We start from the raw sequence: 22,723 nt of genomic DNA, 5'->3' as shown, positions 1-22,723 counted from the left end.
TTATTTTTTTATAGTAAATTAAGTACTTTTTCTACTTTGATTCCTTTATCTTGTAAAGAACGAAGGCGATTGACAACGTCCATAATTTCTTTGTCAAATGTAACGCTAATACCTTGGCTTTGTAGTTCTTCTTTTAAGCCTTCAATAGAATCATCTATGTCGATGCCAAGCTCGTAATCTTGACAAACTTCAATTGTCTTTTTCACGAGTTTCACATAATTTTCTTGTAGTTTTGAATTTGTTTCAGTCAAAGCAGGTTGCTTCGGTTTTGCAGGCGCAACCGGTGCTGTCTCTTGCTTTGTAACTGGAGTAGGTACTGCTTTTTTCATAGGTGCTGGAGTAGATAATTCCACAGCTGCTTCTACACTTACTGGCTTAGGTGTCGGTGCCGGAGTAGGCTTAGGTGTTGGTGCTGTGGCAGGTGTTTCCACACGTGTAACAGGCTTTGGAGCAGGTGTAACTGCTTTTGGAACTTCTACAACTACTTCTTTTTTCGGAGTAGCTTCTACAACTGTTTCTTCTTGTTCAGCAGCCTCTTTATTTTCTTTACTCCACATAACGCGTTCTATTTCTAGAGAAACATTATTTTTGTTCATCGCTGTTAATGTAACTTTACCAACTTCAGCGTTTCCAGTGAAATCAACAATTTTATAAATAACACTCTTGTTCCAATCCACGTTTCCGCTCAAAAATAATTCTTCGTTACATTTCGGCGTTAAGCCCTCGATTTTAATTTCTGCGTTTACACCGTTTTCACTATATACCATAATTAGCGAAGCATTTACATCTTCGTCTGCTAACATTAGTTCACGTACCATTTTGCCGGTGCGTACTTGCGTTTTCTTCTTAACTGACATCTAATTTCTCCTCTCAAAAATTCAGTAATAATAAAAAAATCGTATAACGAAAAATAATTGCTCACGAAGATTTATGATACCGATAATAAAAGCATCACGTCAACAATTAACTTTAATTATTTTGCATTTTTCTTATTTTCTTTATGAAATTTTTCAATTTGTAAAATTAGACAGAAGAAAAAACAGCCTTTTGAAGGGCTGTTAAAAATTTGATTTTTTATATAGGAATTTATATAAAGCATAAAATAGGATAGCGATTAAAGCATTTTGCCAAAAGGTTAGATGATAAATGAGATAAGGTTGTTTTTTAAAATAAATATTTAAGAATATAGCGGAACAAAACGGGGTAGCAAATGCGAATCCAAATAGAATTCTTTTTTTCCAATTCATTTTCTGATCAAAGGAGTACCGCTTTAATAAATATAAAATAAATAGTATACCTAGTATAATTATTGAAACAGACAAAGTAGTTCCAAGGATACTAAAAGGTGGACTTATTATTTCGGTGTTCTTTTCAAAAAAGAAAATGAAAAGAGAAGCAATGGTGTCTATTCCAAATTGTATAGCGAGAAGTAAGCTAATAACAAAGCCGATTAAAGAAGTTTTTTCTAACATTGTTTGAACTGGCAAAGCCGATATGAGTTCATCACAATAAGATTGTAAGTCATCACCAAAAATGTCATAAGCATTTTTATTTTCTGTTTGTGCTTCGATGAGATGGTCTAATATTTCTAGTAATAGTTCTTCTACTTGTTGCTCTGGCACGTTAGATAAACGAAGGTAAACTAACATATCGCTATAAGCAACTTCATTTTCAGGTGTTAGAAGTTCGCGTTTTTTGTTGTTCAATTTAATCATGTCTTGCGCATTCATCCTCATCACTCCCCCTGTAATAAATTGTTCACCGTAGTTGAAACCATTCCCCAGCTTTGTTTAAATTCTTTAAGCTGTTCTAATCCTTTATCAGTTACGTGATAATATTTTCTCTTTGGACCAAGTGAGGAGGCTTTTAATGTTCCTTCAATCAATTTTTCTTTTTGCATACGTAACAATAACGGATATATGCTTCCTTCGCTTACGAATGTAAATCCGTGTTTATTTAATTTTGTACTCAGTTCATATCCGTACACTTCTTCTTGTGAAATGATGTACAGGATACAACCTTCGAGTACACCTTTTAACATTTGGCTGTGCATGATTTCACCACCTTTTACTCAGGTAACTTGCTGTGCAAGGTAGCTGTTATCCAAATTATAACATTCAGTAACTTGCAACGCAAGTTACTGAAGTGGAAAACTTTAATGCGTGTTAATTTTTCATCGTTTCCCATACTAACGAGAGGAGGGAAGCATATGAAACCGTTTATGCCAAAACTTGTTTACTTTGAACCGAAGGCACTTGAATATCCACTTGGAAAAGAGCTGTATGAGAAGTTTACGAAGATGGGATTAGAAATTCGTGAAACGACATCCCATAATCAAATTCGAAATTTGCCGGGTGAAAATGATTTGCAAAAGTATCGTAATGCAAAAGCAACGCTTGTCGTTGGGGTGAGGAAGACATTAAAGTTTGATACGTCAAAACCGTCAGCTGAATATGCAATTCCGCTTGCAACAGGATGTATGGGACATTGTCATTATTGTTACTTGCAAACGACACTTGGGAGTAAGCCTTACGTTCGCGTGTATGTGAATCTTGATGAAATATTTGAGAAGGCACAGCAATATATGGATGAAAGAGCACCTGAAATAACAAGGTTTGAAGCTGCTTGTACATCAGATATCGTTGGGATTGATCATTTAACACATGCATTAAAGCGCGCGATCGAATTCATTGGAGAAAGTGAGCATGGGCGTTTACGTTTCGTTACGAAATATTCGCACGTTGATCATTTATTAGATGCAAAACATAACGGGAAAACTCGTTTCAGGTTTAGTATTAATTCACGTTATGTAATTAAAAATTTTGAACCAGGGACATCACCGTTTGAAGAAAGAATTGAAGCGGCTCGTAAAGTAGCAGGCGCGGGTTATCCACTTGGATTTATAGTGGCGCCGCTTTATATGCATGAAGGATGGGAAGAAGGATATCGTGAACTATTTGAGCGATTGTACAATGCATTAAACGATTTGTCGATACCGAATTTAACATTTGAATTAATTCAACATCGCTTTACAAAGCCAGCAAAAAAGGTTATTCAAGAGCGTTATCCGAATACGAAGCTTGAAATGGATGAAGAGAAGCGTAAATATAAATGGGGACGATATGGCATTGGAAAATACGTATATAAAAAAGATGATGCGGAAGTATTGGAAGAAACGATAAGAGGTTATATATATGAGTTTTTTCCTGATGCAGAAATACAATACTTTACTTAAGAGGAGTCTGTATGCAAATACAGATTCTTTTTTGTTTTATATATTTAGGCTTGTTTTCAACTTGTCACGTTATTCTTTCTGGTGTATCATTTTATTGATTGCTTCGTACGGAATGAGCAAAATGAAATTGGATGGAGGAAACCGATGCCTACCCCTAGTATGGAAGATTATATTGAACAAATTTATTTGTTGATTGATGAAAAGGGTTATGCCCGCGTATCTGATATTGCTGAAGCGCTTAGTGTACATCCATCCTCTGTAACAAAAATGGTGCAAAAATTAGACAAAGATGAATATCTAATTTATGAAAAATATAGAGGGCTTGTATTAACATCAAAAGGTAAAAAAATTGGAGAACGTCTCGTATATCGTCATGAATTGTTAGAGCAATTTATGCGTATTATCGGTGTGGATGAAAGTAAGATTTACAATGATGTAGAAGGAATTGAACATCATTTAAGCTGGGAAGCAATTGATCGTATTGGTGACTTAGTGCAATACTTTGAACAAGATGAGGTTCGAGTGGAAACACTTCGTGGCGTTCAAAAAGCAAATGAAGAGAAAAGTAATTAAGGGGAACGTACGTCGTTTCCTTTTTTATTTCAATCGAAAAGGATGGGAGAATGATGAAAGCAATTATTTTTGATTTTGATGGATTAATTGTGGATACAGAAACAATATGGTTTCACTCTTTCAGAGACGCCGTTCGTGAGTACGGTGGAGATTTACCTTTAGAGGAATTTGCAAAATGTATTGGAACGACAGACGATGTACTGTATGAATATTTAAATGAGCAATTAAAAGAGAAGTTTGATAAGTATGCATTAAAAGAAAAAGTGAAAATTTTACATAAAGAGAAAATGAAAATACCAGAAGCTCGTGACGGGGTAAAAGAATACTTACAAGAAGCGAAAGAAATGGGATTAAAAATCGCATTAGCTTCCAGTTCCTCTAGAGAATGGGTTATTCCTTTTTTGGAAGAACTACAAATTCGTGATTATTTTGAAGTCATTAAAACGAGAGAAGATGTTGAGAAGGTAAAACCAGATCCAGCACTTTACCGAGTAGCAATAGAAGATTTAGGGATAGATTCGTCTGAAGCCGTTGTATTTGAAGACTCGTTAAATGGATTGAAAGCAGCGATTGCAGCGGGATTAACGTGCGTTGTTGTACCGAATGATGTGACACGTAATTTACCATTTGAAAATCATCACCTTCGAATTGAAAGTATGAAAGATAAAAGTTTGAAAGAAGTAATGCAAAATATAAAGAAAGACCGTATCTCCTAAAAGGAAGCACGGTCTTTCTTTTTGTTTTTTTTACCTTCAATGACAGTTAAATGAGATTGTTTTCTTTTTCGCTTCAAAGAAGAAGGATTCCCTTTTTTTCCTTTGTCATTAGAAGTATTTGATTTAAAGAAAGAATTGCTTAGGGGTGCTACATTTTGTTTCCCATGTTTGCGGCTCGATTGTTTTGCAGCGCGCTTATATGAGCTTTGCGAATTTGCAGAACCACTAGAGTTTGTAAACATTTTGTAGAGTAAATAAAAGATACCAACGACAGCCAACATGATACAAATATTTCTTAACACACCCATTGGGTTTGTAATGACAGATGAAACAAGGCCGAATATTGCTAATCCGATAATAAGCACAAATATAGCGAAAGTAAACGAACGACCGTTCATAAGGAACACCTCCTAAAAACATATATTAAAATTAGTATATTAACGATGAGGAAAGGAGTTGAACACCATTTTTAAATAATTATTGTTTGTTTTCTAAACGTAATAATTCTTCAAACGATGCAATGGCTACTTCCACTTGATCATCTGTTGGTTCTTTCGTTGTTAATAGTTGTAGCCATAATCCGGGATATCCAAGTATGCGTAATACTGGAATATCGCGTAATCGATTCGTAAATTGTAACACTTCAAAAGAAATGCCGAGCACGACTGGAATTAATAAAATTCGGTTTACCACTCTGGCCCAAAGTGGATCTGTAGGGACAAGGAAATAAACAAACATTCCAATAATGACTGTAAATATAATGAAGCTACTGCCACAACGATAATGAAGGCGAGTTTGTTTTTGAACATTTTCTACAGTCAGTGAAAGGTTATTCTCATAGGCATTAATTACTTTATGCTCCGCACCATGGTACTGAAATACCCGCTTAATAAGTGGGGTTAAAGAAATAAAGTATATATAGCTCAATAATAGCATGAGCTTAATGACACTTTCGACAATGATTTGCCCTGTATGAGATGGGAAAATCGGTCTCGTTAATTCAGCTAGTAGTGCAGGAACTGCTGTGAAAATGACTTTACCGAATATGAAAGATAAAACGCCAACTGCTGCAACTCCTAATACCATCGTTAACTTCGATTGTTCTTCTTTTTTATTTGCAATTTGTTCGTCTTCTTCTGGGTGGACATCAAATCGTTCTGAAGCAAAGTTTAAATGTTTTGCCCCGTTCGCGCTTGCATCCACAATAGCGGCAATCCCTCGTAAAAATGGAATTTTTTTCAGGATAGATAATGCTTTATTACGAACGCGTGGTAATCGATAAAATTCAATCGATTTATCTTTACGACGAACCGCTGTAACAGTATATTCTCTACCGCCAAACATAACTCCTTCTATGACTGCTTGCCCGCCATATATTTGTTTTGACTCTTCTGCCATGTTAACACCAACCTGTATTTGTTTCTCTCTTATGTAGAAAAAGAGGCAATTGTCATACTGGGTTCTGTCATTTTGAAATAAGACAATCACCGAGTTTCCTTTATTTTATCGACAAATACAAGTAGATGACAAGGGAAAATGTTATGAGAGTCGGACATTTCTTATTCTTTTTATAGACAAATTTCGCAGTATTTAAACATGGTTCAAAATAGTTTCGGGCATACTATTGAGCGGAGGTGTCGATGTGAGTCAAGAACAATTAGGAACAAGGAATTTTGTGCAAATTGGTTTATTTGGTGGACTTTTTTGGGGAGGGATATGGTATTTCCTTCATATATTTTCATTTACAGAAGCGGGACCGAATTATTTACTATTACCATTTGCCTTTGGAAGCTGGAAAGAAGGGGTATGGGGTAATGTGTTAGGAATTGTTTGTATGGCACTACTTTCAATTTTAATTGCCTTTTTGTATAAAGCGTTTTTGGCAAAGTTTGAAGGGATTCTTCCAGGGATGATTTATGGTCTATTTTGGTGGGCGTTACTATTTTTCGGAGTAGGGTTAATAGCACCTGCTATTAAAAGTGCACTCCATTTACCGAAAGAAACAATTGTGACGACAATATGCATCTTTATATTGTATGGTGTGTTTATAGCATACTCTGTTTCCTACGCAGTAAATACAAATAAAGCTGAGCGAGAAGGGGAAGAGAAGACAAACTATTCAAATAAGTAACTCCTATGTTAAAATGTTATATAGATCTTTAATATTAAGGAGTTTTAAGCATATGAAAAAGGTACTCCTCGTAAACGGTCCTAACCTAAATCGCCTCGGTGTCAGGGAGGTAAATGTATATGGAAAGGGCACGCTAGCGACACTTGAAGCAGATATGAAGCAAGAAGCAGAAGCAATGGGAGTGGAGTTAGAATGTTTCCAATCGAATCATGAAGGTGCGATTATCGATCGTATTCATGAGGCGGAAGATATATATGAAGGGATCATTTTAAATCCTGGAGCATTTACGCATTATAGCTATGCGATTCGAGATGCAATTGCAAGCATTTCGATTCCTGTTATTGAAGTACATATTTCTAACATTCATCAGCGTGAGTCGTTCCGTCACGAATCTGTGACGGCAGCTGTTTGTGCGGGACAGATTGTTGGATTTGGTTTTTATGGCTATAAGTTAGCGTTATTTGCATTAATGGAGAAATTGAGGGAGGCATAAAGTAATGGAGAAAATCGAAAGATTAAGAAGTGCATTTGATGAGGCTGGTATTGACGGTATTTTGTTAACAAATGAACATAGTCGTAGATATATGGCTAACTTCACAGGAACAGCTGGTGTTGTACTGATTTCGAAAAAACGCGCCCAATTTATTACAGATTTCCGTTACGTAGAGCAGGCTAGTAAACAAGCGGTTGGATACGAGATTGTACAGCATGCAGGATTAATTATCGATGAAGTTGCAAAGCAAGTGAAAGAACTAGGAATTCAAAAGCTTGGCTTTGAGCAAGATACTCTTACATATAGTTCTTATTCAGCTCATAAAGAAGCGATCGATGCTGAATTTATCCCAACTTCTGGGCTTGTAGAAAAGTTACGCTTGATAAAGACTGATTCAGAGATTAAGATATTAAAGGAAGCTGCACAGATTGCAGATGCTGCCTTTGAACATATTCTATCATTCATTCGCCCGGGAGTATCTGAAATTGAAGTGTCAAATGAACTTGAATTTTTCATGAGAAAACAAGGAGCAACATCTTCTTCGTTTGATATTATCGTTGCTTCAGGTCTTCGTTCGGCATTACCGCACGGCGTGGCATCTGAAAAAGTGATAGAAACAGGAGATTTCGTTACATTAGACTTCGGCGCTTATTACAAAGGATATTGCTCTGATATTACTCGTACGATTGCAGTTGGTGAACCATCTGATAAATTGAAAGAAATTTATAATATCGTTTTAGAAGCACAATTACGTGGTGTGAACGGTATTAAAGCTGGTTTAACTGGCCGTGAAGCGGATGCGTTAACGCGTGATTACATAACGGAAAAAGGATACGGTGAATACTTCGGACATTCTACTGGTCATGGAATCGGTCTTGAAATCCATGAAGCACCAGGTTTAGCATTCCGTTCTGATACAGTACTTGAACCAGGTATGGCTGTAACAGTAGAGCCAGGTATTTATATTCCAGGTATTGGCGGCGTACGTATTGAAGATGATATCATTGTGACAAGTGAAGGTAATGAAGTAATTACGAAATCACCAAAAGAACTTATTATTTTGTAATACACAGGAGGATTTTTTTACATGATTTCAGTAAACGATTTTCGTACAGGTTTAACAATTGCAGTGGATAATGGCCTTTGGCAAGTACTTGATTTCCAACACGTAAAGCCAGGTAAAGGTGCTGCATTCGTTCGTTCTAAACTACGTAACCTTCGCACAGGTTCTGTTCAAGAGAAAACATTCCGTGCTGGTGAGAAAGTAGAAAAAGCACACATCGAAAACCGTCGTATGCAATACTTATACGCAAGCGGTGAGGCTCACGTATTTATGGATAACGGAACTTATGAGCAAATCGAACTTGGTGAAAAACAAATCGAGCGCGAGCTTAAATTCCTAAAAGAAAACATGGAAGTATCTATTATGACTTACCAAGGCGAAGTACTTGGTGTTGAACTTCCAAACACAGTTGAATTACAAGTTACAGAAACAGAGCCAGGTATTAAAGGTGACACTGCTTCTAACGTAACAAAACCAGCTACATTAGAAACTGGTCTTGTTGTACAAGTACCAATCTTTATTAACGAAGGCGAAATGCTTATCATCAACACTGGTGAAGGTAAATACGTTTCTCGTGCATAGTAAAAAAGCACTCGTGATCAGCACGAGTGCTTTTTTTATAGAAAATAGGGCAGATAATAAATAGTGGTTATTATAAAACTGAAAGCTGTAAGACTAGCTGCACCTGTTGTGCAAGGACCCCATGTCATTTGAAAAGGTTTTACTGTACCTGTTTTATATATAGTGTGATCAATGTTGTTATTTTGTCTTATATTTAAAGCAATGAGCCAAATCGCCCCGAATATCCCTAAACTACCAAGAAAAAAGGCCTCCATAAATGACCAGCCCACCAATAATGAAAAAAGATAAATAAGAGCCAATTCTACTACAATCGTTAAACTAATTTTTTAAAGCCTTCATATTTTTCCTCCTCACTCTGTAATCCTAACCAGTTTAAAAATTTTTCGCGTGACACGACGTGCAGAGAGCAAGGTGACCTTACTTCTTTCTCTAATGCAGCGTGTTCGTCTGGAAACTTATTTTCCACATGCAACGAAATATAAGGTAGTTTCTCTTGTGCTTTTAACGAGCGGATATTATTCGTTTTACCACCAGTAAATACGTATGTAAGTTGTAAGTCTAAAAAAGCAATTTTAAAAATTTCTTTTTTGGCAGCCTCATTATATCCTTTTCCCCAGTACGGATAGCCGAGCCAACTACCAATGTGAGATTGTTTCTTCTCATAATTAATATGTTTAAGTGTGGTGAGACCGATTATTTCGTTTTCTTCATTTACAATCATTCTCGATAAAGACCTCTTTTGGCGCTCTTCTTCTATTGCGAAAAGAAGGAATGCTTTCGTGTCTTCGATTTTTTCTACCTTTATTCCTAAAGCGTTTTTTACATGTGAATCACTGGATAGCCTAAAAATCACATTTGCATAGCGTAAGTCGAGTGGTACTAAGGTAACGTGTTGCATCGTCTATACCTCTTTTAAATTAAATACACCATAAAAGTAAGAATATTCAGATTTAATAAAGACGGTAGATAAAAATTATGTTTTTACTTCTGAAATAGACAACCTTTGCATATGGTTGTACAAATATATTCTTTTTGGAGTGCAGCACTAGTAACCGTTATGGGAGAAGGTGGGAGAATGAAACAGTGGCTAGCGGCAATGGAAACGTCCGTGCTTGTAATGGGGTTGCTTCGGTTGTTTTCAGGTAGCGCGGAAATATTCGCCGCTTTGCTCATGCTTTATGTGAATGATGCGAAGAAAGCATTGTTTATAAATGGTATGTTGGCGTTTGTTGGACCGACCGTATTAATTTTAACAATGACAATAGGTATAGCGAGTGTGGCAAGCGAGATTTCTTTTTTGAAACTCTTTTTTCTAGCGCTTGGAATTGGCTGCATTTTTATCGCGTTGTTGAAATAAGTAAGCCAGGTATAGTGGGGAGAAGCTGATGAAAGAAGTATTAGAAGTTTTACCGAAAACGATGAAGCAGTTAGTGGAAAGTTGTAAGTGGTGCGATGCTCTAGAGGAAATCCGTGTTCGAATTGGAAGACCGCTAGAGTGTATTGCTCATGGTGAAGTGTTTTTTTATGACTATATTGTTACAGCAGAGGACGCTATTTACTTATTGAATAAATTAAGTCAATTCTCAATTTATACGATGGAAGAGGAATTAAAGCGTGGATATGTGACGCTCCGAGGGGGGCATAGAATCGGCTTAGCAGGAAAAGTCATTACAGAAAAAAGCGCAGTGAAAATGATTCGAGATGTCTCTTCCTTTAATATTCGTATTGCTCGTCAAAAAATAGGAATTGCTGAACCGCTTTTACCCTATTTGTATGAATCACGATGGTTAAACACGATGGTAATTGGCCCGCCGCAAACGGGGAAAACAACACTTTTAAGAGATGTAGCGCGTTGTATGAGCCAAGGTGTAAGTGCTTCGGAAATTCCTTCGTGTAAAGTAGGGATCGTTGATGAACGGTCAGAAATTGCTGGCTGCGTGAAAGGCATCCCGCAGTATGACTTTGGCACACGAGTAGATGTGTTAGACGCATGTCCAAAAGCTGAAGGAATGATGATGATGATTCGTTCTATGAGCCCAGATATATTAATTGTGGATGAAATTGGTCGTAAAGAAGATAGTGAAGCAATTATGGAGGCAGTACATGCAGGGGTTCAGCTTTTTATAAGCGCACATGGATTTTCTTATGATGATGTTGTGAAACGCCCATCACTAAAGGCAGTGCTAGAGCTTGGCATTTTTGATAGGTTTGTGGAATTGTCAAAAGCAAGAGGGCCAGGGACAGTTATGCAAGTGAAAGATAAGAATGGAAAATCGGTATTACCTCATAGAAAGGCTGAGGGCGTATGGTAAAAATATTTGGTGCAGTGTTAATCGTTGCTGTCAGCACCTTTTTCGGGTTTTCATACGCTAAAAGATACAGTGAGAGGCCAAGGCAACTTAGATTATTAAAAGCGGCACTTCAATCATTAGAGGCAGAAATTATGTATGGGCATACCCCTTTGTCTGAAGCCGCTGAGCGATTAGTAAAACAAATGCCGAAGCCGTTAAATTGGATATTTCAAAGTTTCGCTAACAGGCTAGAAAGCGGAGAACAAACAGTAAGAGAAGCTTGGATAGATAGTTTGAAAGAAAATTGGAAGCTAACAGCATTTCAGCAAACTGAGTACGAGATTTTGCAGCAATTTGGTGAAACGCTCGGACAACATGATCGTGAATCGCAACAAAAACATATTCGCTTATGTATTACACATTTAGAGAGAGAAGAAGAAGAAGCGAAAGTATTACAAATGCAATATGAAAAGATGATTAAGAGCTTAGGAGTACTAGCGGGGCTACTTATCGTAATTTTACTGCTATAGGGGGGAGAAAGGCGATGTCCATTGATGTTGGATTAATATTTCAAATCGCCGGAATCGGCATTGTTTTAGCTTTCATTCATACCGTATTAAAAGAATTAAAGCGTGAGGATATTGCAAATTGGGTTATCCTTGTCGGTTTTGTCGTTATTTTATTTCATGTCGCATTTTTAATTAATACGCTATTCGACAAGATTAAAAGTGTCTTTCTCTTCCAGTAAAGGGGGCGGTTCGAATCGAAATTATACAAATTGTCGGATTAGGCCTCGTTGCTACATTTTTAGCAGCTGTATTAAATCAGCATAAATCTAGCATTACGTCATTATTTATTGTGTTCGTAGGTAGCGTAATGTTCCTTCTTTTAATCGATCAAATTCACGCTATTTTACAAATGATTGAGAGAGTAGCGAGTGAAGCGAAAGTTAGCAACGTATATGTAGAAACGTTGCTAAAAATTATTGGGATTGCTTATATCGCTGAGTTTGGAGCGCAAATTACAAAGGATGCAGGGCAAGGGGCAATCGCTTCGAAAATTGAATTAGCTGGAAAGATTTTAATTCTCGTTATGGCGATTCCTATTTTGACGGTTGTAATTGAAACTATTCTCGGATTTTTGCCGACGGGATAAGGGGGAGTGAATGTTGAGGGGGTTTGGAGCTAAGCTGCTATTTGCTTGCTTCCTTTTCTTTTCTTTACCGGTTGTTGTACAAGCTTCTCCTGTAGAAACAAACGTCGTTGATCAACAATTGGATAAGCTCGGAATTGAAGATGTGAAGCAATTTTGGGACGGGCTTGTTACAAAATATGGAGGTTACTTACCAGAGAGTCAAAAAGGTAGCTTTATGGAGTTTGTAAAAGGAGAAAAAGAAATCTCTATAAAAGAGTGGATGCTAGGTTTATTAAAGTACTTATTTCACGAACTTGTTGCAAATGGGAAACTACTTGGAACGCTCATTATGCTTACAATTTTTAGTGCATTGTTGCAATCGTTGCAATCTGCATTTTCAAAGAGTAGCGTAAGTAAAATTGCTGATGCGGTTGTATATATGGTACTTATTATTTTCGCTTTAAATAGTTTTTATGTCGTCATGACATATGCAAGAGAAACGATACAAACAATGGTAGATTTCATATTAGCACTACTGCCAATCTTGCTTGCACTTATAGCAACCGGGGGAGGGGTTGTATCTGTCGCATTTTTTCATCCGATTATCATCTTCTTAATGAACACAAGTGGGCTTCTAATGAATTATATTGTTCTACCACTTTTATTACTTGCAACGATATTAAGTATTGTAAGTACGATGAGTGATCAATATAAAGTAACGAAATTGTCCAAGCTTTTGCAAAACGTTAGCGTGGGGATTATCGGTATCTTTTTAACGATTTTTTTAGGGGTATTATCTGTACAAGGAACAGCGACAGCTGTTGCGGATGGAATCGCTGTGAAAACTGCTAAATTTGTAACAGGGAACTTTATTCCCGTAGTAGGAAGGATGTTTACAGAGGCGGCGGATACTGTTATTAGTGCGTCGGGATTATTAAAAAATACAGTCGGAATTATCGGACTCGTCATTTTATGCTTAATTGTCGCTTTTCCAGCGATTCAAATCTTTTGTATTGCGTTTATTTACAAGTTCGCAGCAGCAGTATTGCAACCAGTTGGCGGTGGAGCAATTATTCAATGTTTAGATATCATTGGACGGAGCATCATTTACGTATTTGCTTGCTTAGCTATCGTATCGTTTATGTTCTTTTTAAGTATCACAATTATTATTGCTGCGGGGAACATTACACTTATGATGCGGTAGGAGGTGAAGGGTATGCAATTTGTTACAGAGTGGATTAGAAATATTATCGTTTTTTTACTCTTAGCGACAATGCTTCATCTTATTCTTCCAAATTCCAATTTGCAAAAGTACGTTAAATTCGTTGTAAGTCTATTATTAGTTGTTTTAATTTTAACGCCCCTTTTTAAACTATTGCAAACAGATGTAAATGAAGTAATCGCAAATTTTAATGAAGAGAAGTACGTAGCAGAAGGGTCTGTAAAAAATTCAATAGATTCGAAGAAAAAAGAAATACAAGCTCTAACACGTGCATATAGTTTAGAAGAGATGGCTACCAAAATGAAAAAAGAAGTAGGAAAAGAGTTTGAGAAACAGTATGGTATGTCAGTCTCTGAAATACAAATAGTCGCAGCGGAAAGCACAGCGGAAGTAAAGTCAGCGAAAGATATTCAATCTGTTGTTGTGACGTTGAAAGAAAAAGAGCGTAGTAAAAATGATGCAATCGAAACAGTAAAACCAGTTGAAATTAATACAAAAGAACCACCGAAAAAAGTAGAGGAAACGAATGTAGAAATGAAAGACTTCTTTTCAAGCAGGTGGCAACTAGAGAATAAACAAATCCAAGTTCAAATGGAAGGGAGGACAGGTAGAGTAAATGGACAATAAAGATAAAAATTCGAAGTTCTCATTTTTTCGAAACTTATTGAATGGAGATGAAAAAGAAAGTAATGAGAAGGGAAAAAAGGTAACACCTAAGTTCTTACTTGTCCTACTCATACTTGGAATGTTGCTTATGTTTTCTAGTAGTTTCTTTTCAAGTAAAAAAGAAGAAGTACCTGTATTTAAAGAACAAAAAACTCAAAACCAAGAAAAAGACGTACCAACTTTTGGACAAAAAAATAATGATAATATGTCAAATGTAGAAAAATATGAAAAAGCGTATGAACAAGAATTAAAAGCAGCCTTAGAAGAGATAGCAGGAGTAAAAGATGTAACGATTAATGTAAATTTAGACTCATCAGAGGAAAAAATATTAGAAAAAAATACAGTGAAACGTTCACAAACAACAGGTGAAACAGATAAAACAGGCGGTAAGAGGAAAGTAGAAGACGAGTCTCTTGATGAAAAGACAGTCATTATACGTGAAGGGGATAAAGAAACTCCCGTTGTTTTACGAACAGAGAAACCGAAAGTGCGAGGTGTTCTTGTCGTAGCAAAGGGAGTGGATAATATACAAGTTAAAGCGATGGTAAAAGAAGCTGTCATACGGCTACTAGATGTACCAGCCCATCGCGTTTCAGTTTCACCGAAAAATTGATAGGGAGGAAATAACGTGTTAAAAAAACAAACGGTTTGGCTATTAACGATGTTAAGTTTAGTTGTTGTACTATCTGTGTATTACGTAACAACTCCAGACAAAATGAATACAGCATCGCCGGCAACAGGTGAAAAGATTGGACAAGAAAAACAAGGTACTGAAAAAGCAGTAACAAATGAAACGCCGATTAAAGAAACAACAAAAGAATCTTCAAACAAAGAAAATACAAGCAAGGAAACACCTAATAAAGAAACAAACAAAGAAACAGATAAAAAAGAGAGTGCTACAAAAGAAACAAGTAAAAAAGAAGCTAACGTAACAGTTCAATCAAGTGATGAAAATTTCACAGCATTACGTATGCAAATGGAAGATCAGCGAAGTGAACAAAAAGCAAGATTACAAGAAGTGATGAATTCAGCAAAATCTTCAGCAACAGAAAAGAGTAAAGCAAAAGATAATTTTGATGCAATTACTACAATGGAAACGAAACAAGAATTACTTGAGACGGTAATTAAATCTCAAGGTGGATATAAAGATGCCCTTGTAAGAGCCGATGGAACTGACATTAAAGTAACTGTAAAAGCAGCAAAACATTCACAAAAAGAAGCGAATAAAATTATACAACTTGTAAGAAGTGAAGGCGGATCAAAAGATGTAGGTGTAAAATTTGATCCACCAACAAAATAAAACGAATAATCCGTGGGGAATCCCTCCGCGGATTATTCGTTTTTAGTAATCGGATTGTTTGAAAATAGTTAGATCAAAATAATAATAGAAAAAAGCTATCATTTTCGATAGCTTTTTTCTGTTTCGTCTTTGTTTTTACTATGTTCAACTCGGAACGGAGAAATACGTTGTGAGTAAAAGATTAGCGGTTCATGGTAGTGATGATTACTTTTTCCGGATTTGACGTGGATGAAGAGAACGAATGCCCAGACCATTACGGCAGGTAAGAAGAGAATGAGCCATATCATATGTCCACACCTCGATACGATATATTTTCTACACTTTGAACATACTATTCTTATATGAAGGAATGATGAACGACGTGTAAACAAAAAAATAATATTTGGTAAAAATATGTTATTGACTATAGATGAGGTGACGAGTAAAGCGGTAATGGTAGGTTTACTTTATAGTATTTTGAAAAGTAAGGAATGTTTTTTTGGGAGTGGTCTTGCCAATTTTGTGTGAAACTTGGTATTATTACTAGGTAATAAATTTTTATTGGAATAATATTTTTACAGGAGTTTCGATTTATTATAAAGAAATATAAATTGGAATGTTTAAAAAATTTATCGTAAGATGGAAATAGTAACTATTTCTATTAGTAGATGAAATGCATTTTCTAATAGAGTACATCGTATTTTTACAGTCAATCTAGTTTTAATGACGAGAAAACTGTAAAAACGGGACAAACAAGAGTATGGGAGTGGATTTTACATGTTTAAAATTCAAGAAGTTCGTGAATTAATTAAATTAATTGATAGCTCTAATATTGATGAATTTGAATACAAAAAAGATGGTACGACAATCAAAATGAAAAAGCGTGGTAATGAAGTTGTTGCGGTGCAAGCACCGGTAGCAAAACAAGCCGTGCAACCAGTAGCACCTGTTGAAGTTGAAACAACAGTAGCGGCAGCGCAAGTAGAAGTGCCAAAACAAGAAGAGAAAAAAGCTGTTCAGAATGAAAACCTACATAAAATTACATCACCAATGGTAGGTACATTCTATTCTTCTTCTTCTCCTGATACACCTCCATATGTAAGTGTAGGAGATAGAGTATCGAAAGATTCTATCGTATGTATTGTCGAGGCTATGAAGTTATTTAACGAAATCGATGCAGATGTAGATGGCGAAATTGTTGAGATTCTTGTTAATAACGGACAACTTGTAGAGTATGGACAACCGCTATTTCTTGTAAAAGCGTAATAAGGGAGTCTTTGTGATGATAAAAAAAGTATTAATAGCCAATCGTGGGGAAATTGCTGTACGAATTATTCGTGCTTGTAAAGAAATGGATATTGAAACAGTCGCAATTTATTCAGAAGCAGATAAAGAGTCACTTCACGTACAAATTGCTGATGAGGCGTATTGTGTAGGACCAACGATCTCGAAAGAAAGCTATTTAAATTTGACGAACATTATTAGTGTTGCGAAGTTAACAGGCTGCGATGCTATTCATCCAGGATACGGATTTTTAGCTGAGAATGCAGATTTTGCAGAGTTATGCCGTGAATGTAACTTAATTTTTATCGGTCCAAGTCCAGAAGCTATTTCAAAGATGGGCACAAAAGACGTTGCTCGTGATACAATGAAAGAAGCAGGGGTTCCGATTGTACCAGGTTCACAAGGAATTATTAAAAATACCGAAGAAGCGATTGAACTTGCTAATCAAATTGGATATCCAGTTATTATTAAAGCGACTGCAGGTGGCGGCGGAAAAGGTATTCGTGTTGCGCGCCATGAAGAAGAGCTTGTAAAAGGAATTCAAATTACACAGCAAGAAGCTAGTACCGCTTTTGGGAACCCTGGTGTATACTTAGAAAAGTACGTTGAAGATTTCCGCCATGTTGAGATTCAAATAATGGCAGATATACACGGAAATGCCATTCATTTAGGAGAGCGTGATTGTACAATTCAACGCCGCTTGCAAAAACTACTAGAAGAAAGTCCATCACCAGCACTTGATGAAAATGTGCGTAAACAGATGGGTGAGGCGGCAGTTAAAGCGGCGGTAGCGGTTGATTATACAGGTGCTGGTACGGTTGAGTTTATTTATGAATATAAAACGAAAAGCTTTTATTTCATGGAGATGAATACGAGAATTCAAGTTGAGCATCCAGTTACTGAAATGGTAACAGGGGTGGACTTAATTAAAGAACAAATTCTTGTTGCTTCTGGAGAAAAGTTATCGTTACAGCAAGAAGAAGTACAATTTAATGGTTGGGCAATTGAATGCCGAATTAATGCGGAAAACCCTGCCAAAAAATTTATGCCATCTCCAGGTAAAGTAGAAATGTACTTGCCACCAGGCGGATTTGGTATTCGCGTCGATTCAGCTGTATATCCAGGATATTCAATCCCACCTTTCTATGATTCGATGGTTGCTAAATTAATTGTTCACGGAAAAACACGTGAAGAGGCAATTGCAAAAATGAAGCGTGCACTCAGTGAGTTTGTCGTTGAAGGCGTACATACAACAATCCCGTTCCATTTGCAATTGTTAGATCATCCTGATTTTGTAAAAGGTGAGTTTAATACGAAATTTTTGGAAGAGCATGAACTTGTGACGCAGTGATACATTAAAGGAGGTTTTTTTTCATGGCTGAACATATGTTAGATATGGGTCAAGATACAACTCTTGGTAAAGTAGAAATTGCACCAGAAGTAATTGAAGTAATCGCAGGTATTGCAGCTGCTGAGGTAGAAGGTGTAGCGGCAATGCGTGGTAATTTTGCTACAGATGTTGTTGAGAAGTTAGGTAAGAAAAATCATGGTAAAGGTGTAAAGGTTGAATTAGCAAACGAAGATATTATCGTTGACCTTTATGTTGTGATGTATTTTGGCGTAGCAATTCCAGTTGTTGCACAAAAGATTCAAGACAACATTCGCCAAGCGCTCTTTACAATGACAGGGCTTGAGCCAAAAGAAGTGAATGTTCACATCGTTGGCGTAACATTCGAAACACAAAAAACAGAAATCGAACCAGTGTAAGAATGAAAAAGATGCCTAGTAACATAGGCATCTTTTTTATCGTTTCATTTCTTCACAAATTAAAACCCTCTAATTGTTATACTATTTCAAAAAAAAAGAAATTGGAAAGAAAATGTTTCGTTTTACCAAAAAACGTACATTGTGATAAGATATGGAACTTGAAGTTAATCTTTTTATTATTTTTCAGCCTTGTAACCCGTGTGTGAAACGATAAATTGTGTTATTATCATTGTATTATAAGGTTGGAAAATCAATGAAAACTGTAAGAGTAAGTGAATTGACGGCTTATAAATTATAATAATATAACAAATCATAAGGAAAGACTTGAAGCATAAAGGAGAGTTACAATGAAACGTAGGACGGCTAGAGAAAGAGCGATGCAAGCATTATACCAAATGGATATTACAGGTGAGTTAGAACCGAAAGTAGCGGTGGAAAACACGCTAGATGAAGGTGAAGAAACAAATGAGTTTCTAGAATCACTTGTAGTAGGTTTTGTAGAAAATAAAGAAGTAATTGATGAAGCGATTCGTCAAAACTTAAAAAAATGGAAGCTTGAGCGTATTAGTATTGTTGATCGCAGTATTTTACGTGTAGCTGTGTATGAAATGAAATACATGGAAGAAATTCCACACAACGTAACAATTAACGAGGCAATTGAAATTGCTAAAACATTTGGGGATGAGGAATCTCGTCGTTTTATTAACGGCGTTTTATCTAATATAAAAGATACACTGTAATTTCTTTAAGGGGGAATCTTAAAATGGTAGCAGTAATCATCAAAGGAAATGAAGTTGCGGAGAAAAAACGAGCACAATTAAAAGAAGAAGTTGTGAAGTTGAAAGAGCAAGGGATTGTACCAGGATTAGCAGTTATTTTAGTTGGAGAAGATCCAGCATCTCGTTCTTATGTAAAAGGAAAAGAAAAGGGCTGTGAACAAGTAGGAATCTATTCAGAGCTAATTGAATTTCCTGAAACAATTACGGAGGAGCGTTTGCTTGCTGAAATCGATCGCTTAAATGGCGATGACCGCATTAATGGCATATTAGTGCAATTACCTTTACCAAAACATATTGAAGAAAAAGCTATCATTGAAAGAATTTCACCAGAAAAAGATGTAGATGGATTTCACCCAATCAGCGTTGGGCGTATGATGACGGGACAAGATACATTCCTTCCATGTACACCGCATGGTATTGTAGAGTTAGTAAAAGAAACAAATCTTGATATCTCAGGAAAACATGTTGTAGTAATTGGAAGAAGTAATATTGTCGGCAAGCCAGTGGGACAATTGTTCTTAAATGAAAATGCAACTGTCACATACTGTCATTCTAAGACGCAAAATATGAAAGAGTTAACGAAGTTAGCTGATATTTTAATCGTAGCAGTAGGACGACCTAAAATGGTAACAGCTGATTATATGAAAGAAGGAGCAGTTGTAATCGACGTTGGTGTAAACCGTTTAGAAACAGGAAAACTTTGTGGTGATGTTGACTTTGACAACGTGTTAGATGTTGCAGGTTACATTACACCTGTACCAAAGGGTGTTGGTCCAATGACAATCACGATGCTTCTTCATAATACTGTTGAATCGGCTAAGCGTGCAGGTGTCGTTTGTAAATAATTTGAGTCGGCTATGAGGAGAGAGAAATGGAGAAACAATATTTAACCGTTACAGCGTTAACACGCTATATAAAAACAAAAATAGAATATGATCCGCATTTACAGTCTGTTTGGTTAAAAGGTGAAATTTCCAATTTTAAAAATCATAGCCGTGGCCACATGTATTTTACATTGAAAGATGAAAATGCAAGAATCGCAGCGGTTATGTTTGCGGGTCATAATCGTAGTATTAAATTCAGACCTGAAAATGGGATGAAGGTACTCGTGAAGGGGAAAATCTCTGTTTACGAGGCGAGTGGTTCTTATCAAATTTATATTCAAGACATGCAACCTGACGGAATCGGAAACCTACATTTAGCTTACGAACAATTAAAGGTTCGTTTAGAGGAAGAAGGATTGTTTTCTCAAGTTTATAAAAAAACAATCCCTCCTTATGCGAAAACAATAGGTGTGATTACGTCACCAACAGGAGCAGCGATTCGTGATATTATAACAACGATTAAACGTCGTTATCCAATTGGAAATGTTATTGTGTTTCCAGTACTTGTACAGGGGGAGTCAGCAGCTCCCTCAATTGTACAAGCGATTCGTACAGCGAATGAAATGGAAGAGATAGATGTCCTAATCGTTGGGCGCGGCGGAGGTTCTATTGAAGAATTGTGGGCGTTTAACGAAGAAATGGTTGCAAGAGCTATTTTCAAGAGTGAAATCCCTATTATTTCAGCAGTAGGCCATGAAACAGACTTTACAATTGCGGATTTTGTTGCCGATTTAAGAGCGCCAACGCCAACTGCAGCGGCTGAGCTGGCAGCGCCTAATATTATAGAGTTACAAGAAAAGGTATTACAAAGAACTTTAAGATTGCAAAGAGCAATGAGAGAGTTAGTACATAAAAAAGAAGAAAAACTACAAGTATTGCAAAAATCTTATGCGTTCCGTTATCCAAGACAAGTATATGAGCAAAAAGAAGAGCAATTGGATAGAGCGTTAGAACAGCTTGTGTTAGCGAAAGAGCGCTATATTGATAAAAAGGTAAATCAGTTAAAACAGCTTTCATTTTATTTAGAGAAGCACCACCCATCTCAAAAAATTATGCAAACGAAGGTAGCAGTTGAAACATTACAAAAGCAATTGCAACGTGAAATGCAAACATTACTCCAAACGAAAGAATTTGCCTTTGTAAGAGCTGCTCAAAAACTTGAAGCGCTAAGTCCGCTTAAAGTAATGATGAGAGGGTACGGGCTTGTATATGATGAAGAGAAGCAAGTGTTAAAAAGTGTGAAAGATGTCAGCCTTGGAGATGCTGTTTCAGTTCAATTACAAGATGGAATACTAGATTGTAGCGTATCAGGCATAGAGGAGCGTGAATTGAATAATGGAAAATAAATTAAGCTTTGAAGAGGCAATTTCGCAACTTGAGCATCTCGTTTCTAAGCTAGAGCAAGGTGACGTACCTTTAGAGGAAGCAATTTCTTATTTTAAAGAGGGTATGGAATTATCTAAGCTTTGTGATGAGAAGTTGAAGAACGTACAAGAACAAATGGCAGTTATTCTTGGGGAAGATGGAGAGCTTGAACCGTTTACTGCTTTAGGAGATGAAGCATAGTGACAATTGCTTTTGATACTTTTTTAAAAGAAAGTAAAACTTTCGTAGAAGAGAAGCTTGTAAGCTATGCAAATGAATTACAATGTCCAAATGTACTTCGTGAAGCGATGGCATATTCTTTGGAAGCGGGTGGAAAGCGTCTCCGCCCGTTACTTTTATTTGCAACATTACAAGCGTTTGATAAAGAAAGAAATCTTGGAGTAGGTGCAGCTTGTGCTCTTGAAATGATACATACATACTCGTTAGTTCATGATGATTTACCTTGTATGGATGATGATGATTTAAGAAGAGGAAAGCCCACAAATCATAAAGTATTTGGTGAAGCGATGGCAGTTTTAGCAGGTGATGGTTTGTTAACGTATGCTTTTCAAGTTATTATGGCATATGGACAAAAGGAAATCTCTGCTGAGAAAAAAGTAAGACTTGTACTTGAGCTTGCAAAAGCGGCAGGGCCAGAGGGAATGGTTGGCGGACAAGTGGCAGATATGGAAGCGGAAGGGAAACAGCTTACGATTGATGAGCTAGAGTATATTCATAAGCATAAGACTGGGAAACTACTTGAATTCGCTGTACTTGCAGGATCGATACTTTCTGATGCCACAGAAGAACAGGAAGAAAAATTACTTGAGTTTGCAAAATATATCGGCTTAGCTTTCCAAATTCGAGATGATATTTTAGATGTGGAAGGAACCGAAGAAGAGATTGGAAAACCGATTGGTAGTGATGTTTCCAACGAAAAGAGCACATATACGACGTTGTTTACTGTAGATAGAGCAAAGGATATTTTAGATGAAACGATTGCAAAAGCAAAAGATGCTATTGGTTCCTTGCAATTACAAGATGAATATTTATTATCTATTTGCGATTTGATTGCAAAACGTAATAACTAATATAACAGCGTTTTCATTTGTTGAGTCATTCATCATTTTATGATATAAATGTAGGAAAAGGTTTTTCTTTTCTTGTTATTGGCAAAAATATATGTAGATTACATTGCCGTTATCACTTCGTGTTAGCGGCTATTTTTTTCATCGCCTAAAGAAATATGGTTTATAATA

At 36.5% G+C, this 22,723-nt stretch carries 32 protein-coding genes; 24 read left to right on the top strand and 8 right to left on the bottom strand.

Annotated features, from left to right (window positions below; genetic code table 11):
- Positions 1–8: 8 nt before the first annotated feature.
- The 3 genes from ACVWY7_RS00730 to ACVWY7_RS00720 all read right to left on the bottom strand — a co-directional run bounded on the left by ACVWY7_RS00730 (position 9) and on the right by ACVWY7_RS00720 (position 2,053).
- A complete protein-coding gene (locus ACVWY7_RS00730; protein WP_000111912.1) occupies positions 9–857 on the bottom strand; it encodes a hypothetical protein in 849 nt (282 codons plus the stop codon).
- 201 nt (positions 858–1,058) lie between these two features.
- Complete coding sequence (locus ACVWY7_RS00725) at positions 1,059–1,730, bottom strand: DUF1129 domain-containing protein (RefSeq protein ID WP_033681876.1); 672 nt, start codon at positions 1,728–1,730, stop codon at positions 1,059–1,061.
- A 5-nt stretch (positions 1,731–1,735) separates the two neighbouring features.
- A complete protein-coding gene (locus ACVWY7_RS00720; RefSeq protein ID WP_061884568.1) occupies positions 1,736–2,053 on the bottom strand; it encodes a PadR family transcriptional regulator in 318 nt (105 codons plus the stop codon).
- Positions 2,054–2,209: 156 nt separating this feature from the next.
- Between ACVWY7_RS00720 and splB the strand changes: the two genes are divergently transcribed.
- From splB to ACVWY7_RS00705, 3 genes are all read left to right on the top strand, one after another.
- Entirely contained in the window at positions 2,210–3,235 is a 1,026-nt protein-coding gene (splB, locus tag ACVWY7_RS00715; protein WP_000802122.1) for a spore photoproduct lyase, read from the top strand.
- A 144-nt stretch (positions 3,236–3,379) separates the two neighbouring features.
- Complete coding sequence (gene mntR, locus ACVWY7_RS00710; RefSeq protein WP_001143076.1) at positions 3,380–3,808, top strand: transcriptional regulator MntR; 429 nt, start codon at positions 3,380–3,382, stop codon at positions 3,806–3,808.
- Positions 3,809–3,861: 53 nt separating this feature from the next.
- Positions 3,862–4,524, top strand: a complete 663-nt coding sequence (locus ACVWY7_RS00705) for an HAD family hydrolase (protein ID WP_431174645.1) — start codon at positions 3,862–3,864, stop codon at positions 4,522–4,524.
- On the opposite strand, the gene ACVWY7_RS00700 is transcribed toward ACVWY7_RS00705, so the two are convergent.
- On the bottom strand, positions 4,521–4,922 hold the full coding sequence (locus ACVWY7_RS00700) for an SA1362 family protein (RefSeq protein ID WP_431174646.1): 402 nt from the start codon (positions 4,920–4,922) through the stop codon (positions 4,521–4,523). The genes ACVWY7_RS00705 and ACVWY7_RS00700 overlap by 4 nt on opposite strands.
- A gap of 79 nt (positions 4,923–5,001) precedes the next feature.
- On the bottom strand, positions 5,002–5,922 hold the full coding sequence (locus ACVWY7_RS00695) for a DUF1385 domain-containing protein (protein WP_000807112.1): 921 nt from the start codon (positions 5,920–5,922) through the stop codon (positions 5,002–5,004).
- Between the two features lie 244 nt (positions 5,923–6,166).
- On the opposite strand from ACVWY7_RS00695, the gene ACVWY7_RS00690 reads away from it, so the two are divergent.
- Genes ACVWY7_RS00690 through efp form a run of 4 tightly spaced genes read left to right on the top strand, consistent with a single transcriptional unit; the run spans position 6,167 to position 8,793 of the window.
- Complete coding sequence (locus tag ACVWY7_RS00690; protein ID WP_000076894.1) at positions 6,167–6,655, top strand: YqhR family membrane protein; 489 nt, start codon at positions 6,167–6,169, stop codon at positions 6,653–6,655.
- 52 nt (positions 6,656–6,707) lie between these two features.
- Positions 6,708–7,148, top strand: coding sequence for a type II 3-dehydroquinate dehydratase (aroQ, locus tag ACVWY7_RS00685; protein WP_000757082.1), 441 nt, complete (start codon positions 6,708–6,710; stop codon positions 7,146–7,148).
- Positions 7,149–7,152: 4 nt separating this feature from the next.
- Positions 7,153–8,214 carry a Xaa-Pro dipeptidase gene (gene pepQ, locus ACVWY7_RS00680; RefSeq protein WP_000411046.1) on the top strand — a complete coding sequence of 354 codons (1,062 nt, stop codon included), beginning with the start codon at positions 7,153–7,155 and terminating at the stop codon, positions 8,212–8,214.
- A gap of 21 nt (positions 8,215–8,235) precedes the next feature.
- On the top strand, positions 8,236–8,793 hold the full coding sequence (gene efp / locus ACVWY7_RS00675; RefSeq protein ID WP_000626507.1) for an elongation factor P: 558 nt from the start codon (positions 8,236–8,238) through the stop codon (positions 8,791–8,793).
- A 35-nt stretch (positions 8,794–8,828) separates the two neighbouring features.
- Here the strand turns inward: efp and ACVWY7_RS00670 are convergent, their stop codons facing one another.
- Both ACVWY7_RS00670 and ACVWY7_RS00665 read right to left on the bottom strand, forming a co-directional pair.
- Positions 8,829–9,116, bottom strand: coding sequence for a hypothetical protein (locus tag ACVWY7_RS00670; protein ID WP_144507681.1), 288 nt, complete (start codon positions 9,114–9,116; stop codon positions 8,829–8,831).
- Positions 9,107–9,691 carry a GNAT family N-acetyltransferase gene (locus ACVWY7_RS00665; RefSeq protein WP_144507660.1) on the bottom strand — a complete coding sequence of 195 codons (585 nt, stop codon included), beginning with the start codon at positions 9,689–9,691 and terminating at the stop codon, positions 9,107–9,109. Before ACVWY7_RS00665 ends, ACVWY7_RS00670 begins: the two co-directional genes overlap by 10 nt.
- A gap of 177 nt (positions 9,692–9,868) precedes the next feature.
- Here ACVWY7_RS00665 and ACVWY7_RS00660 point away from each other — a divergent pair, with 177 nt between their 5' ends.
- Genes ACVWY7_RS00660 through ACVWY7_RS00620 form a run of 9 tightly spaced genes read left to right on the top strand, consistent with a single transcriptional unit; the run spans position 9,869 to position 15,406 of the window.
- Positions 9,869–10,150, top strand: coding sequence for a YqhV family protein (locus ACVWY7_RS00660; RefSeq protein WP_000816054.1), 282 nt, complete (start codon positions 9,869–9,871; stop codon positions 10,148–10,150).
- 28 nt (positions 10,151–10,178) lie between these two features.
- Positions 10,179–11,105, top strand: coding sequence for a stage III sporulation protein AA (spoIIIAA, locus tag ACVWY7_RS00655; protein ID WP_000665899.1), 927 nt, complete (start codon positions 10,179–10,181; stop codon positions 11,103–11,105).
- On the top strand, positions 11,099–11,614 hold the full coding sequence (gene spoIIIAB / locus ACVWY7_RS00650; RefSeq protein WP_000238692.1) for a stage III sporulation protein SpoIIIAB: 516 nt from the start codon (positions 11,099–11,101) through the stop codon (positions 11,612–11,614). Before spoIIIAA ends, spoIIIAB begins: the two co-directional genes overlap by 7 nt.
- A 14-nt stretch (positions 11,615–11,628) precedes the next feature.
- Entirely contained in the window at positions 11,629–11,832 is a 204-nt protein-coding gene (gene spoIIIAC, locus ACVWY7_RS00645) for a stage III sporulation protein AC (protein ID WP_000020914.1), read from the top strand.
- A 23-nt stretch (positions 11,833–11,855) separates the two neighbouring features.
- The gene (gene spoIIIAD / locus ACVWY7_RS00640) at positions 11,856–12,239 is read left to right on the top strand and encodes a stage III sporulation protein AD (RefSeq protein WP_077317075.1); all 384 of its coding nucleotides are present in this window, start codon (positions 11,856–11,858) and stop codon (positions 12,237–12,239) included.
- Between the two features lie 10 nt (positions 12,240–12,249).
- A complete protein-coding gene (spoIIIAE, locus tag ACVWY7_RS00635) occupies positions 12,250–13,422 on the top strand; it encodes a stage III sporulation protein AE (protein WP_000943694.1) in 1,173 nt (390 codons plus the stop codon).
- Positions 13,423–13,434: 12 nt separating this feature from the next.
- Positions 13,435–14,067: a stage III sporulation protein AF gene (spoIIIAF, locus tag ACVWY7_RS00630; protein ID WP_001161052.1), complete on the top strand. Its 633-nt coding sequence runs from the start codon at positions 13,435–13,437 to the stop codon at positions 14,065–14,067.
- A complete protein-coding gene (spoIIIAG, locus tag ACVWY7_RS00625; protein ID WP_000368877.1) occupies positions 14,057–14,719 on the top strand; it encodes a stage III sporulation protein AG in 663 nt (220 codons plus the stop codon). The genes spoIIIAF and spoIIIAG overlap by 11 nt, the downstream gene beginning before the upstream one ends.
- Before the next feature lie 15 nt (positions 14,720–14,734).
- A complete protein-coding gene (locus tag ACVWY7_RS00620; RefSeq protein ID WP_000914722.1) occupies positions 14,735–15,406 on the top strand; it encodes a SpoIIIAH-like family protein in 672 nt (223 codons plus the stop codon).
- 98 nt (positions 15,407–15,504) lie between these two features.
- Here ACVWY7_RS00620 and ACVWY7_RS00615 read toward each other — a convergent pair whose 3' ends face one another.
- The gene (locus tag ACVWY7_RS00615; protein ID WP_002081027.1) at positions 15,505–15,693 is read right to left on the bottom strand and encodes a hypothetical protein; all 189 of its coding nucleotides are present in this window, start codon (positions 15,691–15,693) and stop codon (positions 15,505–15,507) included.
- 469 nt (positions 15,694–16,162) lie between these two features.
- On the opposite strand from ACVWY7_RS00615, the gene accB reads away from it, so the two are divergent.
- From accB to ispA, 8 genes are all read left to right on the top strand, one after another.
- Positions 16,163–16,651 (top strand): acetyl-CoA carboxylase biotin carboxyl carrier protein, encoded by a 489-nt coding sequence (gene accB / locus ACVWY7_RS00610; protein WP_000472870.1) that lies wholly within the window; start codon positions 16,163–16,165, stop codon positions 16,649–16,651.
- Positions 16,652–16,667: 16 nt separating this feature from the next.
- Positions 16,668–18,020, top strand: coding sequence for an acetyl-CoA carboxylase biotin carboxylase subunit (accC, locus tag ACVWY7_RS00605; protein WP_456523623.1), 1,353 nt, complete (start codon positions 16,668–16,670; stop codon positions 18,018–18,020).
- 23 nt (positions 18,021–18,043) lie between these two features.
- Positions 18,044–18,436 (top strand): Asp23/Gls24 family envelope stress response protein, encoded by a 393-nt coding sequence (locus ACVWY7_RS00600; protein WP_000807630.1) that lies wholly within the window; start codon positions 18,044–18,046, stop codon positions 18,434–18,436.
- A gap of 347 nt (positions 18,437–18,783) precedes the next feature.
- Positions 18,784–19,176 (top strand): N utilization substance protein NusB, encoded by a 393-nt coding sequence (gene nusB, locus ACVWY7_RS00595; protein WP_000830249.1) that lies wholly within the window; start codon positions 18,784–18,786, stop codon positions 19,174–19,176.
- A gap of 23 nt (positions 19,177–19,199) precedes the next feature.
- Positions 19,200–20,060: a bifunctional methylenetetrahydrofolate dehydrogenase/methenyltetrahydrofolate cyclohydrolase FolD gene (gene folD / locus ACVWY7_RS00590; protein WP_047956575.1), complete on the top strand. Its 861-nt coding sequence runs from the start codon at positions 19,200–19,202 to the stop codon at positions 20,058–20,060.
- 26 nt (positions 20,061–20,086) lie between these two features.
- Entirely contained in the window at positions 20,087–21,445 is a 1,359-nt protein-coding gene (xseA, locus tag ACVWY7_RS00585) for an exodeoxyribonuclease VII large subunit (protein WP_073525009.1), read from the top strand.
- Complete coding sequence (gene xseB, locus ACVWY7_RS00580; RefSeq protein ID WP_000428423.1) at positions 21,435–21,665, top strand: exodeoxyribonuclease VII small subunit; 231 nt, start codon at positions 21,435–21,437, stop codon at positions 21,663–21,665. Before xseA ends, xseB begins: the two co-directional genes overlap by 11 nt.
- Positions 21,665–22,555: a (2E,6E)-farnesyl diphosphate synthase gene (gene ispA / locus ACVWY7_RS00575; RefSeq protein WP_000150355.1), complete on the top strand. Its 891-nt coding sequence runs from the start codon at positions 21,665–21,667 to the stop codon at positions 22,553–22,555. The genes xseB and ispA overlap by 1 nt, the downstream gene beginning before the upstream one ends.
- Positions 22,556–22,723: the final 168 nt, after the last annotated feature.

It is taken from the genome of Bacillus sp. TE9106W (assembly GCF_054062215.1).
The sequence above is the reverse complement of the archived record's forward strand: the minus strand, read 5'-3'. Positions and strand labels throughout refer to the sequence as shown.

Bases quoted from the DNA above. Each gene is read 5' to 3' on its own strand.
- ACVWY7_RS00730 (WP_000111912.1), bottom strand. From the start codon at position 857: ATGTCAGTTAAGAAGAAAACGCAAGTACGCACCGGCAAAATGGTACGT.
- ACVWY7_RS00725 (WP_033681876.1), bottom strand. From the start codon at position 1,730: ATGAATGCGCAAGACATGATTAAATTGAACAACAAAAAACGCGAACTT.
- ACVWY7_RS00720 (WP_061884568.1), bottom strand. From the start codon at position 2,053: ATGCACAGCCAAATGTTAAAAGGTGTACTCGAAGGTTGTATCCTGTAC.
- splB (WP_000802122.1), top strand. From the start codon at position 2,210: ATGAAACCGTTTATGCCAAAACTTGTTTACTTTGAACCGAAGGCACTT.
- mntR (WP_001143076.1), top strand. From the start codon at position 3,380: ATGCCTACCCCTAGTATGGAAGATTATATTGAACAAATTTATTTGTTG.
- ACVWY7_RS00705 (WP_431174645.1), top strand. From the start codon at position 3,862: ATGAAAGCAATTATTTTTGATTTTGATGGATTAATTGTGGATACAGAA.
- ACVWY7_RS00700 (WP_431174646.1), bottom strand. From the start codon at position 4,922: ATGAACGGTCGTTCGTTTACTTTCGCTATATTTGTGCTTATTATCGGA.
- ACVWY7_RS00695 (WP_000807112.1), bottom strand. From the start codon at position 5,922: ATGGCAGAAGAGTCAAAACAAATATATGGCGGGCAAGCAGTCATAGAA.
- aroQ (WP_000757082.1), top strand. From the start codon at position 6,708: ATGAAAAAGGTACTCCTCGTAAACGGTCCTAACCTAAATCGCCTCGGT.
- pepQ (WP_000411046.1), top strand. From the start codon at position 7,153: ATGGAGAAAATCGAAAGATTAAGAAGTGCATTTGATGAGGCTGGTATT.
- efp (WP_000626507.1), top strand. From the start codon at position 8,236: ATGATTTCAGTAAACGATTTTCGTACAGGTTTAACAATTGCAGTGGAT.
- ACVWY7_RS00665 (WP_144507660.1), bottom strand. From the start codon at position 9,691: ATGCAACACGTTACCTTAGTACCACTCGACTTACGCTATGCAAATGTG.
- ACVWY7_RS00660 (WP_000816054.1), top strand. From the start codon at position 9,869: ATGAAACAGTGGCTAGCGGCAATGGAAACGTCCGTGCTTGTAATGGGG.
- spoIIIAA (WP_000665899.1), top strand. From the start codon at position 10,179: ATGAAAGAAGTATTAGAAGTTTTACCGAAAACGATGAAGCAGTTAGTG.
- spoIIIAB (WP_000238692.1), top strand. From the start codon at position 11,099: ATGGTAAAAATATTTGGTGCAGTGTTAATCGTTGCTGTCAGCACCTTT.
- spoIIIAC (WP_000020914.1), top strand. From the start codon at position 11,629: ATGTCCATTGATGTTGGATTAATATTTCAAATCGCCGGAATCGGCATT.
- spoIIIAE (WP_000943694.1), top strand. From the start codon at position 12,250: ATGTTGAGGGGGTTTGGAGCTAAGCTGCTATTTGCTTGCTTCCTTTTC.
- spoIIIAF (WP_001161052.1), top strand. From the start codon at position 13,435: ATGCAATTTGTTACAGAGTGGATTAGAAATATTATCGTTTTTTTACTC.
- spoIIIAG (WP_000368877.1), top strand. From the start codon at position 14,057: ATGGACAATAAAGATAAAAATTCGAAGTTCTCATTTTTTCGAAACTTA.
- ACVWY7_RS00615 (WP_002081027.1), bottom strand. From the start codon at position 15,693: ATGATATGGCTCATTCTCTTCTTACCTGCCGTAATGGTCTGGGCATTC.
- accB (WP_000472870.1), top strand. From the start codon at position 16,163: ATGTTTAAAATTCAAGAAGTTCGTGAATTAATTAAATTAATTGATAGC.
- accC (WP_456523623.1), top strand. From the start codon at position 16,668: ATGATAAAAAAAGTATTAATAGCCAATCGTGGGGAAATTGCTGTACGA.
- ACVWY7_RS00600 (WP_000807630.1), top strand. From the start codon at position 18,044: ATGGCTGAACATATGTTAGATATGGGTCAAGATACAACTCTTGGTAAA.
- nusB (WP_000830249.1), top strand. From the start codon at position 18,784: ATGAAACGTAGGACGGCTAGAGAAAGAGCGATGCAAGCATTATACCAA.
- folD (WP_047956575.1), top strand. From the start codon at position 19,200: ATGGTAGCAGTAATCATCAAAGGAAATGAAGTTGCGGAGAAAAAACGA.
- xseA (WP_073525009.1), top strand. From the start codon at position 20,087: ATGGAGAAACAATATTTAACCGTTACAGCGTTAACACGCTATATAAAA.
- xseB (WP_000428423.1), top strand. From the start codon at position 21,435: ATGGAAAATAAATTAAGCTTTGAAGAGGCAATTTCGCAACTTGAGCAT.